This window comes from Providencia sp. UF-183, assembly GCF_058246155.1.
In genome coordinates, this window is record NZ_JBSICD010000014.1 from 77,116 (window position 1) to 90,596 (window position 13,481).

Below are 13,481 nucleotides of genomic sequence, written 5' to 3' on the forward strand. Positions count from 1 at the left end.
AGCAGTTCACTATTTATGCTTATCGATAACGTGTTCCAGTGATTTATTCTTAATAATAGTTATTTCTTAATTTTAATGTACAGTTATGTTGACAGGTGTGGCGAATATGGCTGCCATTGATATATAAACTAAAATGTCGAGCTACTTAGAAAAAGTCGTAAATTTTGCTATCTTAATCACATTAGAGCAAAACGCATTATTTGCTGTTTATCTGAGTCAGCGCTAATACGTAAAACAACATTTAAATATTCGTCATTAAATTCCAACATTCGGTTTGTATTATTAATCTTTAATAATACAAAGTTGCTGTGTGTCTGGAGTTTTTGCTGTATCCGAGAGAAAAATGAGAAAGCTGGAACATTTCAATCTGTTAATAATGCTTATTGCATTGGCGGCTGTCGGCCAAATGACACAAACTATTTATGTCCCTGTAATTGCTGAAATTGCAGTCTACTTTAATGAGCCTTCTGGAGCTGTTCAGAAGGTGATGGCGGCATACTTATTTTCATATGGTTTTTCGCAATTATTATATGGCCCATTATCTGACCAAATTGGTCGTAGACCCGTTATTTTAGCAGGGCTAACCATTTTCTTATTTTCGACAATAGTGGCGATTTTTGCGCCAACTTTAAATACGCTCACTATCGCAAGCGGTATGCAAGGGCTTGGCACTGGCGTTGCGGGTGTAATGGCGAGAACCATGCCCCGAGATTTATATAAAGGCACCGCATTACGCTATGCAAATAGTTTATTAAATATGGGGGTGCTAGTTAGCCCATTATTAGCGCCGATGTTCGGTGGAATATTGGCACACTTTTTTGGCTGGCATGCTTGTTATATTTTCCTGTTTATCCTCGGTGGGAGTGTGTTATTTAGCATGTACCGATGGCTACCAGAAACACGCCCAGTATCACCAGAAAAACGTAAGATGCTGGCGTCATACCGTGAATTGCTCTCTAATGGCGCTTTTTTATCTTACTTAGCTATGTTAATTGGTGCGCTGGCGGGGATTGCCGTTTTTGAAGCGAGTAGCGGTGTTTTAATGGGCGGCGTATTAGGCCTCAGTAGCATCACCGTCAGTATCTTATTTATATTACCAATTCCTGCGGCTTTTTTTGGAGCGTGGTATGCAGGGCGTGAAGGAAAAACGTTTTACAACTTGATGTGGCAATCCGTATTAATTTGTTTGCTGGCAGGTTTAATGATGTGGATACCGAGTTGGTTTGACATTATGAATACATGGACATTGTTAGTGCCTGCAGCGGTATTTTTCTTTGGCGCAGGTATGTTATTTCCCCTCGCGACCACTGGGGCAATGGAGCCATTCCCATATTTAGCTGGCGCGGCAGGCGCGTTGGTAGGCGGCTTACAAAATGTCGGTTCTGGTGTGGCAACATGGGTTTCCTCATTAATGCCACAACACGGGCAGTTTAGCCTTGGTTTGTTGATGTTTTTGATGTCGGCCCTAGTGCTTTTATGTTGGCTGCCGTTGGCTCGCCGTATGGGGCATTCAGAAAGAACGGTTTGATATTGAAAAATTAGGCGGAGCTCTCCGCCTAATGGGTTATCGAATAGGCGCACTGATTAAGCGTGATTCGGGTGTGGGTATGTAGGATGGTGAAACTACCATATGTGTTTCCTGTTCTGGAAACGCAGATATAAGCTCTGCTTGATTGGCGGGCGAGTTAAAAACAACAGGGCGGTCATAGTTTAAAAACGTTTTATCTTCCGCTAGGTGAGCGCTTTTATCTTGTACAAGCCAAATTTCCCTTGCTTGAATACCATCTTGTAAATGCTGATCGACATGGATAACAATATCAGTGCATTCTAATTCAGGTGTGCTGTCAATGGTTCCTCTTACTGTTAATGTCATTCCTTCACGTGAAAAATACCAATTTTCTAACGGTGCCCTCTCTTGTTGTTCGCCATCATTATCAACCATTCGCAATGTTACCCAATATCGGTATTCCCCGTTTGGCAATGATAAGTTAGTAATATCAATCTTCTGGTGGATATTCATGTCGGATATTAATTGTTGTTCAGCACGGACAGCAATGGATTCAATTTCCTGTGATGTTTCTATTTGCTTATCGAGGTGATTTATCGGGATGAATGGTTGATAGGTATAAACGCTATTTTGTTGGCCAAATGGGTCGGATAATGAAAAATAGTGTTGATGAAGTTTGCCATCTGCTACCCAAGTCGCTTTCAGTGCGCTCAGGGTCGTGATTTCTTGCGTATTGATTTTCCCTGTTGAAATATCGACTACGTTTTCCTCTGTGCTTGCCCAAAAGAGTGCATTGCCTTGCCAATAATCATCAAGAATGAGTGTATCTGGCAATGAATCGGTATGACTATTGGCAAACACTCTATTTGCTAATGATGAAGGGTTGGAATATCGGGCTATCTCTTGCCCCAGTTCTTTGTGTGGATTGAGTTGGTATAACGCGAATTTAACCAGCTCACCTTTATCGGCAATATTTAAGCTAATATCATTCTCGTGCACTTTTACTTGGAATTTTTCTGTGATTAAGCCACTCGGTGTTGCATAAGTCACTACAATTGCATGGCTATGATAGGGGAAATAAGCACGACCTGTGCCAGTTTCTAAATTATGGTAATCAGCGGGTAGATTGCCTACTGTGCGGTCAACCATCAGCGTATTATAAGGATGAGGAATACCTTCATTGATTGCGAGCTGACCGCGCAGCCAGTATATAGGCACATCTCGCTGATGAGGCCATTCATCGATATTTTCTTGCGGATAATATTGGGCGAAATTACCTTGTCTTAAGGTTTCCCACTGCATTTCCGATTCATGCCAGCGTTGGTAAAAACCGTCTCCCGCAAAACCACCATCCTCAGTATCTTCCCCTTTAATACGATTAGGTTGCCAGCGTGTTTTTTGGCTTAAAAACTGCTGAATGCGCCGATTAAAATAATCGGAGTGTGGCAAAAAGGCATCATATTGCTCGCTAGTGAAATAAGTATGTGTGGCGTACATCGTTGGCTTAAGGTTGGGAATATCACCTGAGGATTTATAAGTAACATAGTGCTGCCGATGTTGGTTATAGGCAGGGTTTGGACCATGCGTTGTGGGGTTATAGGGGTATGCTGTATCTTTAATATTGGTATGGGGCAAACCAAATCCATGGCCAAAAATTTCATGCCACAACGTCGTTGGTTCATGTAACCCGCCCCCTGCATGAGGTATCGCTAAACCGAGAGTATGGTAATAGAGCGAAGCGGTTAACGGTTGAATAGCCGTATAGTGGTAAATTGAATCGGTGCGATTTGCATGGTGAAATTGTGAACTGTTTAAATATGCCCAACTGATTTGCGAGTCGAGGTGATGAGGGATCTTTTCAGGGGCATCGTATTTCGGGTGAATTAAGCTTTTTGCATCATAATAAGGGGTAATGTAAGGGTGCACGCTGGGGTTTCGTGTGGTTGCGGGGAAGTTATACAGAGTGAATTGCTTAATTGGTAATATCGCCGCCGCTTCTTGCCCCCAGCTCAGTGGTGAATAGGTATAAATACCATGCCCCTGTTGATATAGGCTATGGTTATCAACATAGGCGGTGATATGGCTATCTAATGTGACATTAGGTGAGATAAAACCATCTGAGCTGGTTTCTTGAGTCGTAATGGGTTGGTCGTTTATGACTATCTGAATAGAAACGCCAGGTTGCACCCATTCCCCCTTTATTGGTGCAGTAAAGCTTTGAGCGTGCTGGTGGTAGGCTAAAGGATTCGAAGTATTAGGGAGTGGCGTTAATTGAGAGGGTAGGTTATCTGGCCCCGTCAGAATGATTTGCTCTAATATTTCATTTTTTCTATTGCTGACAATGGCCACTAAATCAGGAGAACTCGCTGAATAGGGATGCGTGATATCCACTTTGAGCAGTGCCCAGCGGTTAGCCGTAAGGCTAAAATAAGGGTCATTTGGTGACTGCAAGTGAGTTTGTGCCAGTTGAATACTATGAACATACATATCATCAGGTGTAGGGTGATAACGCCGTTTGGGAGCTTTGTAAATCGGGTCTGAAATGGTAAAAGTTCGCTTTCCAGGAATAACAACTTGGGGGGCTTCATTCGTTTGTAGATGAATAGAAATCGGCTCGGATTGATGACCATCATGGCTAATCGCGACAACGTCAAACTGATCTGCATTTGATCTCAATAGGGCTTCATGGGGGATATAGATCCACTCTCCAGTTTGTTGATCGATGACCACATCACCAAATTTAGCCTGCTCAAGAATTTGATATCGCAAAACATTATTATGTTGAGCCAATTTTCCTGTTACGGCACCAATAGTCAGCTGATTGGGAAGCTGGTGGGGGTTTTCAGCCACTAAAATCGGCAGTACTTGCTCCCCTTGTTGCTGTTTCAACTGAAATTGAGAAAAAATAACCTGCTTTCCTGTCATCTTCAGCATGTTATTTTGATATCTCACCGTGATGGGGTTTTGTTGTAACGCTGCCATCTCTTGATTAACTCTTGATTCAATTGCTTGAGCTATAGCATCCCATGATAAGTGGTGACCAAGGGTAATATCGTGCTGAGAGATAAGCGGATTACCATCAACATCATGAATGATGATTGAAAAATATTGCGTATCTCCCAATAGCTCATCGGTTAATTTCAGTGAGTTGATTGAGTTAGGGGGAAGTGTGATTGTTTGTTGAAAACCGCGATGTTTTGTTGATGACAGTTGAATGTTATGGGGCTCAACAGGGGTTAATTCAGCGATTAATTTCTGTATCGATGGCGATGTTTCTTTTTGTCGATCTTTAATAATTAATACGCTACCCCCTGTTAATTGCAGGTAGTGGCGAACCAGCTCAACCTGTTTGTCATTGGCGCTTTGCGATAAAACAACGGTGTCATAGTGGCGATGCCATTGGCCGCTGGGTAGCAGCAAATCGGCAATTTGCTCTTGAGGGCGGGGTTCACCTTCACGCCATTCATGGGGTGAATTAAAACTCTCAACAAACAGGCCTTGTTGTGGGTGAAAATTAAAACCAGAAAATGATTCTTCAGATAGGGTACTCAGTATAAAGTGATGCTTAGTTTCTCCAATCATTCTCGGCTTATCTATTAGCCAGCTAAATAGGTCATATGATTTGTTTGCACTTTGAGATGCTGAGGGTGCTTTTTGTAATGAAGTCAACCATGGCGAACCCGTATCTAACACTGCGACTCTGCCTTTATTCCGATACAGTCCTAACTGTAATACATCCTGTTGTTTTTTTTGGTTATCCATAACCTTTCCTATTGTTAAAACTTGTCACTTTATGAGTGTATAGCGCAACGATTTTAAACAAGGAAATAGAGCCTTTCTAATTTATTATTAGTCTGATTATTGTGATTCTATTTATTAGCGAATTGATTTTATGGAAATAAAAAAGGCGGTACCGAAGCACCACCTTTGTGACAACGAGATAAATTTTCAATCAATAATTACGCTTTATCTTCCCACTCTTGCGCTCGTGCGACCGCTTTTTTCCAGCCTTCGTATTTGAAATTACGCTCAGTGGTTTCAATACCTGGTTTAAAGACGCGTTCAATGATCGCTTTGCTTTGCAGCTCATCGAGGTTATTCCAGAAACCCACCGCTAAACCAGCAAGGTAGGCGGCACCCAGCGCAGTACTTTCACGCACTTCAGGGCGTTCAACTGGTGTGCCTAGAATGTCAGATTGGAACTGCATCAAGAAATTGTTTGCTACGGCGCCACCATCAACACGCAGTGCTTTTAAGCGTTCGCCAGAGTCGGCTTGCATCGCATCGAGCACATCACGAGTTTGGTAAGCGATAGACTCCAACGTTGCGCGGATGATGTGGTTACGGTTAGCGCCGCGTGTTAATCCGAAAATCGCTCCTCGGGCGTACGGGTCCCAATATGGTGCGCCTAAACCAGTGAAAGCAGGCACAACATACACGCCGTTACTGTCTTTGACTTTGGTAGCGAAATATTCAGAGTCTGTGGCTTCATCAACCAGTTTTAATTCATCACGCAGCCACTGGATAGATGCACCGCCAACGAACACCGCGCCTTCTAGGGCATAGTTCACTTCCCCTTTTGGCCCGCAAGCGATAGTGGTTAACAGACCATGGTTAGAACGAACCGCAGTTTCCCCTGTATTTAGCAGTAAGAAGCAGCCTGTTCCATAGGTGTTTTTCGCCATACCTGGTTTTACGCACAGTTGTCCATACAGTGCTGCTTGTTGGTCACCTGCCATACCTGAAATAGGAATACGTGTTCCACCTTTACCCCCAATGTTGGTTTGGCCATACACTTCAGACGACGGGCGAACTTCAGGCAACATAGCTCGTGGGATATTCAACGCTTTGAGGATTTTATCATCCCACTCTAAGTTGCGGATATTAAACAACATAGTACGAGACGCGTTAGTGTAGTCGGTCACATGTACGCGGCCTTGGGTCATTTTCCAGACTAGCCATGTATCGACGGTACCAAACAGTAATTCGCCTTTTTCAGCTCGTTCGCGAGCACCTTCGACGTGGTCTAAAATCCACTTAACTTTCGTTCCTGAAAAATAGGGGTCAACGACAAGGCCAGTATTTTGGCGAATATACTCTTCTAAATCTTTTTCATTTTGTTTGAGGTGGGTACAGAAATCCGCGGTACGGCGGCACTGCCACACAATGGCATTATAAATCGGTTTACCTGTCGCTTTTTCCCAAACAATGGTGGTTTCACGTTGGTTGGTGATACCAATCCCTGCAACTTCATCGGTACGAATATCCGCTTTGGCTAATACTTCAACCAGTGTTGAACTTTGTGATGCCCAAATTTCCATTGGGTCGTGTTCTACCCAGCCCGGCTTAGGATAAATTTGGGTGAATTCACGCTGTGAAATGCTCACAATATTCGCATCGTGGTCGAGTACGACAGCTCGAGAACTGGTTGTGCCTTGATCAAGTGCAACGATATATTTTTTTTCAATGGTGGTTTCAGTTGTCATAATTTAAGCCTGTTCCGAGGATTTTGGATTTTTGACGGATAATTTTTCTGCTTTGGTCTCTTCTTCACATACCATGCACGGTAAGTGGCGACCGATTAATTTGCGATAACCGAAGGCTCCTAGCAGACCACCGACAATCGGTGCTGTCAATGGGACAAGGAAATAAGGGATATCGCGGCCACCTGTAAAGGCGATGTCACCCCATCCAGCGAGATAAGCGACAACTTTAGGGCCGAAATCACGCGCTGGGTTGAGGGCGAAGCCTGTCAATGGGCCGAATGAACCGCCAATAACCGCGATTAAGATACCAATTAATAGTGGGGCGAGAGGGCCACGGGGTACACCATTGCCATCGTCAGTTAAGCCTAAGATTAAGCAAACGAGAATGGCGGCGATGACGACTTCAATAAAGAATGCGTGGAAGACACTAATTTGCGGAGCAGGGTAAGTCGAAAATACCCCTGCGGTGAATAAACTTTCTTGCGTACCACGGATAATGTGGTGAACTTGTTCGTAATCGAAAAAAACAGGGGAGTACATGGCGTAAACCAATGCAGCAGCACAAAAACCGCCTAGCATTTGCGCAATGATATATGGCACAACTTTGCGCTTATCAAAGCAAGCAAATAGCCACAAAGCAAGGGTTACAGCGGGGTTAAGGTGAGCGCCTGAGATACCTGCGGTGAGGTAAACGGCTAAAGCGACGCCAAACCCCCAGATAACACTAATTTCCCAGAGGCCAAGCTGCGCCCCTGCTATTCTTACGGCGGCAACGCAGCCTAAACCAAAAAATACCAGTAATGCAGTCCCTAAAAACTCCGAGATGCACTGACCAGTGAGTGATGTTGAGGTCATTTGGCTCATATGTTCTATCCTACGAAAATGAAAATGAAAATTATTGTAATGTTTTTTTAAGTTAAGATTTTCTAATCGAAAACCCTTGGCTGTAAATTTATCGTTAAAGAACATAAACGAGAAATATCGAAATTGAAAAATGCGTGTTACATCACTAAAGCGAACAAAAACAAACAAAAATAGTGATGGAATCGACCTTTGTGATGTGATCCGACCAGTGTTTTTGCAACAACAATATGCGGAATCAGATGGATGGCGCTGGACACAGAGGATCATGCTACTTACAATCGTGTTAAAGCTGATAAGGGAGACCAGAAACATGTCATTTGAAGTATTTGAGAAACTCGAATCCAAAGTTCAACAAGCGATTGATACAATCACCCTGTTACAGATGGAAATCGACGAATTAAAAGATAAAAACGGCGCATTGAGCCAAGAATTAGAAACTGCAAAATCAGGGACCGATTCATTAGTGCGTGAAAATGAGCAACTGAAACAAGAGCAACAAGCTTGGCAGGAGAGGTTGCGGACTTTGCTAGGTAAGATGGAAGAAGTGTAATTTCTCGTCATACTTCGCGTTGTAGGGGTGTTGGCTTCGTCTCTTCGCCCTAGTCACATACTTATGTATGCTCCTAGGGTCTTATTGACTTGCCGCCTACCTGTTTCCTCGTCATATTTCGGTTCGTAGGGGTGTTGGTTACACTGTGCTACCCAAGTCACATACTTATGTATGCTCCTTGGGTTAGCGTCGTTTACCGCCTACCTACGAAGCGAACTATTTAGAGGAAATATTGGTTTTTCTCGAACGATAAACACCAAAAGAAAACCCAGTATGCAAATGAGGTCACTGTGAAGTGACCTTTTTTATATTTATAGCAACTTTCGAATTCAATCATCGTTGCATTTGCTGTAAAAATAAACGAGCGTTTGTTTTATAGGCAAAAAAATAAGGGCGATTGCCCTTATTTATCGAATTTTTTATTTGTGAAGACTATTCGTCGATAACGTCGTTAAATTCATCGTCATTACTGGTGCTGAGCGGTTCTTCAGACAAAATCATACCGGTATTATCCGCATACAGATAATCACCCGAGAAGAACGTAACGCCACCAAAGTTAACGCGGATATCGCTTTCGCCGATACCTTCATCAGGGCAGCCCGCTGGCATCGCAGCGATGGCTTGAATGCCAAGGTCGAGTTCCATCAGAGCATCAACTTGACGCACGGCACCATAAACCACAATGCCTTCCCAATGGTTATCAACAGCTAACCTTGCCACTTCGGCATCGATTAACGCTTTACGGACAGAACCGCCACCATCAACGAGTAGAATACGGCCAGCGCCTTCTTCTTCCAGCAAATCATACAGGAGGCCGTTATCTTCAAAGCACTTCACTGTAATGATTTGACCGCCAAATGAAGTACGTCCACCAAAGTTGGAGAAAAGAGGTTCTACCACGTTAACGCTTTCTTGGTATATATCGCAGAGTTCGGAAGTATCATATTTCATAGGATTTAGGTCTTTTTTTGCTGCAAGAGAATACCAGTATATCCCTTTTGATCCGCACTTGGCAAAATTCCCCGCCTAAAAATAGGCGGAAAAAGTCAAAAAATGGTCAAATAACGCAGGTTATTTACTCATTACCACGCCAATAGCGAATAAAACGTTCGTCACAAGGGCGGCTTTAACCATGTTCTCAAGAAGAGGGCGCATCCCTTCTGGGGTCGGATCGGTTAGAACGCGACGGAGGTGATTGAGCAGTACTGGAACTGCCAATAAGAATAACCAACCACTCCACCCTGATAGGTAGATAAGTTTAAATAACACTAAACACAAGATGGCAACGATGATAATAATTGCATGGTAAATACGCGCACCTTGTGGCCCTAAACGCACAGCTAAGGTGTTTTTCCCTGCTTTGATATCGTTTTCAATATCACGCATATTGTTGATATTTAATACGGCGACAGAAAGCAGTCCACATGCTGTTGCAGGCAGTACGGTGATGATGTTGAATGTATTGGCTTGCAAATAATAGGTGCCAATAACACTTAGCCAACCAAAGAAAATTAAAACAGAGATGTCGCCTAACCCCAGATAGCCATAGGGTTTTTTGCCCACGGTATAGGTAATCGCGGCAACAATCGCCACAAGGCCTAGTGCAAGAAAGCCAAAGGCATCTTCGGGCTTTTCGCAGGCGACAATAATCAACAATAAGCCAGATAAGCAGGCGGCGGTGATATTAAGTTTCAGCGCTTTTTTCATATCCGCTTGGGTAATCACCCCTTTTTGCATTCCACGTAGTGGCCCAATGCGCTCAGCGGTATCTGACCCTTTCACAGCATCGCCGTAATCATTCGCAAGGTTCGATAAAATTTGCAATAAGCCTGCTGTAATCAGCGCAAGCAGGGCGACAGGCCATTTAAAGTTACCTGTTAGATAGGTGAGTGCAGAGCCAGTGACAATGGCGATAACCCCGAGAGGTAGGGTTTTAGGGCGAAGACTTTCAATCCAAGCTTGTTTACGACTTATTGTTGTGGATGTCGGCTGCATGCAGTTACCTATAATTCAAACTCTTTGAGATGCGTTTTTATCAATGTAATAACCCACTGCATGAAGGAATATCTGGGTATATTCAATGCAATGGGCTGAATATTTCATAGAAAAAAGTGCAGCGATAAAAGCTGCACTTTAGTCGATGTATATTAAGGATACATGAAAACCTGATAATTAATAAGATTATAAAATAAATCTGCTCAAGTCTTCGTCCGCAACCAGCTCATCTAAGTGCTGTTTCACGTATTGCGCATCAATTTGGATGGTCTGGCCATTACGGTCGCTCGCATCAAAAGAGATGTCTTCCATTAAACGCTCAAGCACTGTATGCAGGCGGCGTGCACCGATGTTTTCGGTAGACTCATTGACCTGCCATGCCGATTCCGCAATTTTACGGATACCGTCAGTTGTGAACTCAATATTCACGCCTTCAGTCGCCATCAGCGCTTTATATTGTTCCGTTAAAGAGGCATTTGGCTCCGTTAAGATACGCACAAAATCTTCAGTGGTCAGTGCTTGTAACTCAACACGAATTGGCAAACGGCCTTGCAATTCAGGAATTAAATCCGACGGGCTAGAGACTTGGAACGCACCAGAGGCAATAAACAGGATATGGTCAGTTTTTACCATACCGTGTTTAGTGGAAATAGTACAACCCTCGATAAGTGGCAGTAAGTCACGCTGTACCCCTTCACGAGAAACATCAGGCCCTGAGCTTTGCCCACCGCGTTTACAGATTTTGTCGAACTCATCGATAAACACGATACCGTTTTGCTCAACGGCTTCGATAGCTTGTTCTTTTAACTCTTCTGGGTTAACGAGCTTGGCCGCTTCTTCTTCCACCAGCAGTTTGAATGCCTCTTTGATTTTCATCTTACGAGGTTTCTGTTTTTGTCCTGCGAGGTTTTGGAACATTGATTGCAGCTGGTTGGTCATCTCTTCCATGCCGGGAGGTGCCATAATTTCAACGCCCATTGGCGATGCAGCGACTTCAATCTCAATTTCTTTATCGTCTAACTGACCTTCACGTAATTTTTTACGGAAAGTTTGGCGCGCTGGCGAATGCTCGTCTGTTGGTTCAGATTGGCCCCAGTTGTTTTTCGCGGGTGGAATTAATACATCCAGAATGCGCTCTTCCGCCATTTCTTCCGCGCGATAGCGGTTTTTTTCAATGGATTGCAGACGCACCATTTTCACTGCGGAGTCAGTTAAATCACGGATAATGGAGTCGACTTCTTTACCCACATAACCGACTTCAGTAAATTTGGTTGCTTCAACTTTGATAAATGGCGCATTGGCTAATTTTGCAAGGCGGCGGGCAATTTCAGTTTTACCGACCCCTGTTGGGCCAATCATCAGAATATTTTTCGGTGTAACTTCATGGCGTAACACTTCGTTTAACTGCATACGGCGCCAGCGGTTACGCAGGGCTATCGCAACAGAACGTTTAGCTTTGTTTTGGCCAATAATATGATTGTCGAGTTCGCTGACAATTTCGCGTGGAGTCATTTCGGACATGCTAACAATCCTTATGATTTTGAAGAAATTTCTTCAAAGTTGACATTATGGTTGGTGTAAATACAGATATCACCCGCAATGGCGAGTGCTTTTTCCGCGATTTCTTTCGCGCTTAAATCTGTATTTTCTAACAGTGCACGTGCGGCAGATTGTGCATAAGGACCACCTGAACCGATAGCGATCAAATCGTTTTCTGGCTGAACGACGTCACCATTACCAGTAATGATGAGGGAGGTATGTTCATCCGCTACGGCAAGCAGTGCTTCCAGCTTGCGCAGCATACGATCTGTACGCCAATCTTTAGCGAGTTCTACGGCCGCTTTGGTTAAATGGCCTTGGTGCAGTTCGAGTTTGCGTTCGAACAGTTCAAAAAGCGTGAATGCGTCTGCGGTGCCACCGGCAAATCCGGCAATGACTTTATCATTATAGAGACGGCGAACTTTGCGGACATTGCCTTTCATGACGGTATTACCCATCGTCGCCTGTCCATCACCACCAATTACGACCTGGCCATTACGGCGAACACTTACGATTGTTGTCATGAGTTAGCCCCTGGTTTTATTACAAAAAAATGCAGTTGAGTTTTATTTTCGAGAGACAAAACCCAAGTGATAGTTGTTGATTAGCTATCACTTGGACTAGGTTGAAGATAAAAACAACCGCTCATGAGTGCGTTAAAACAGTAGATGGGGTGGGGGATGGGGTTTTTCAACCCCCTGATGCACGAAGAATACAACCGGAAACGCCAACACCTGCTGCGCGGTCGCGCATTTTCTCTGCGGTTGACTTGGAATAAGGGCCAAGAACAATGCGATGCCAGCCACCACCTTCGGTCACTCTGCTTTCAATCCCAGCAAACGCTAATGTTGCACGAACAGACTCCGCTTGGTCGGCAGTACGGAATGAGCCACATTGTACCAACATGTTTTGCATGTTATTGGCAGGTTTTGGCTCCGCGGGTGTCGCTGGCTGTACTGGGGCAATTGGCGTGGCAGGGCGAGTTTCTGGTTTCGGTTCAGTATTCACAACGGGTTTGCGTTGAACAGGTTCAATCGGTTGAGCTGGCTCATTAATGATCACTTGTGAACGTGGAACAGGCTTGCCATTGGACGGAACCTCTTGCAGGTTTGTCACGGGTTGGCGCCTATCGGAGTCCATTTGCTCTAATAGCTGGCGTTGTTCAGGGGTTAAATCTGAAGGGCGCAGAATATTATTACCCGAGCTAGGTTGCTGGGTACTTGGCAAATCAACGCCGCGGCGTTCTAATTCTTTAATATAGCGCCAGCGTTCTTCAGGTTTAGGAGGAAGCGTACTACCCGCAGGTGCTGAAGGCGTGGCAACTTGCGGCTGCGGCGCATCCTTTTTATTGTGGGTGATATAAAACAGGCCGCCAACAAATAGCACAACGATCGCTACGGCAACAACCAACGTGGTCATTGGTAGCCCTTGTGCTTTTTTTGATTTCCCTTTGCCTTTTTTACGGGCGGCTGACCGCCCTCGAGCTACATAATCTTTTTGTGCCACGCTATTAATTCACTAGTTATCAATTGTTAGCCAT

Annotated in this window: 10 protein-coding genes; 2 read left to right on the plus strand and 8 right to left on the minus strand. The window is 44.2% G+C overall.

The window, feature by feature from the left end; genetic code table 11:
* Positions 1-343 precede the first annotated feature (343 nt).
* Positions 344-1,528, plus strand: a complete 1,185-nt coding sequence (gene emrD / locus AC4IFT_RS14025) for a multidrug efflux MFS transporter EmrD (protein ID WP_490751629.1) — start codon at positions 344-346, stop codon at positions 1,526-1,528.
* A 36-nt stretch (positions 1,529-1,564) separates the two neighbouring features.
* On the opposite strand, the gene AC4IFT_RS14030 is transcribed toward emrD, so the two are convergent.
* From AC4IFT_RS14030 to AC4IFT_RS14040, 3 genes are all read right to left on the minus strand, one after another.
* The gene (locus AC4IFT_RS14030) at positions 1,565-5,269 is read right to left on the minus strand and encodes a hypothetical protein (protein ID WP_490751630.1); all 3,705 of its coding nucleotides are present in this window, start codon (positions 5,267-5,269) and stop codon (positions 1,565-1,567) included.
* 197 nt (positions 5,270-5,466) lie between these two features.
* Positions 5,467-6,993, minus strand: a complete 1,527-nt coding sequence (gene glpK, locus AC4IFT_RS14035; protein WP_490751631.1) for a glycerol kinase GlpK — start codon at positions 6,991-6,993, stop codon at positions 5,467-5,469.
* Between the two features lie 3 nt (positions 6,994-6,996).
* Complete coding sequence (locus tag AC4IFT_RS14040) at positions 6,997-7,857, minus strand: MIP/aquaporin family protein (RefSeq protein ID WP_206085966.1); 861 nt, start codon at positions 7,855-7,857, stop codon at positions 6,997-6,999.
* Between the two features lie 310 nt (positions 7,858-8,167).
* On the opposite strand from AC4IFT_RS14040, the gene zapB reads away from it, so the two are divergent.
* Positions 8,168-8,407 carry a cell division protein ZapB gene (gene zapB / locus AC4IFT_RS14045; RefSeq protein WP_004265299.1) on the plus strand — a complete coding sequence of 80 codons (240 nt, stop codon included), beginning with the start codon at positions 8,168-8,170 and terminating at the stop codon, positions 8,405-8,407.
* A 432-nt stretch (positions 8,408-8,839) separates the two neighbouring features.
* Here zapB and rraA read toward each other — a convergent pair whose 3' ends face one another.
* The 5 genes from rraA to ftsN form a co-directional block, all read right to left on the minus strand.
* Positions 8,840-9,358, minus strand: coding sequence for a ribonuclease E activity regulator RraA (rraA, locus tag AC4IFT_RS14050; protein ID WP_219245038.1), 519 nt, complete (start codon positions 9,356-9,358; stop codon positions 8,840-8,842).
* Positions 9,359-9,478: 120 nt separating this feature from the next.
* Entirely contained in the window at positions 9,479-10,402 is a 924-nt protein-coding gene (locus AC4IFT_RS14055) for a 1,4-dihydroxy-2-naphthoate polyprenyltransferase (protein WP_219245037.1), read from the minus strand.
* Between the two features lie 186 nt (positions 10,403-10,588).
* A complete protein-coding gene (gene hslU / locus AC4IFT_RS14060; protein ID WP_353244369.1) occupies positions 10,589-11,923 on the minus strand; it encodes an ATP-dependent protease ATPase subunit HslU in 1,335 nt (444 codons plus the stop codon).
* Positions 11,924-11,934: 11 nt separating this feature from the next.
* On the minus strand, positions 11,935-12,465 hold the full coding sequence (gene hslV, locus AC4IFT_RS14065) for an ATP-dependent protease subunit HslV (RefSeq protein ID WP_004265304.1): 531 nt from the start codon (positions 12,463-12,465) through the stop codon (positions 11,935-11,937).
* 166 nt (positions 12,466-12,631) lie between these two features.
* Positions 12,632-13,447, minus strand: coding sequence for a cell division protein FtsN (ftsN, locus tag AC4IFT_RS14070; protein WP_490751632.1), 816 nt, complete (start codon positions 13,445-13,447; stop codon positions 12,632-12,634).
* Positions 13,448-13,481: the final 34 nt, after the last annotated feature.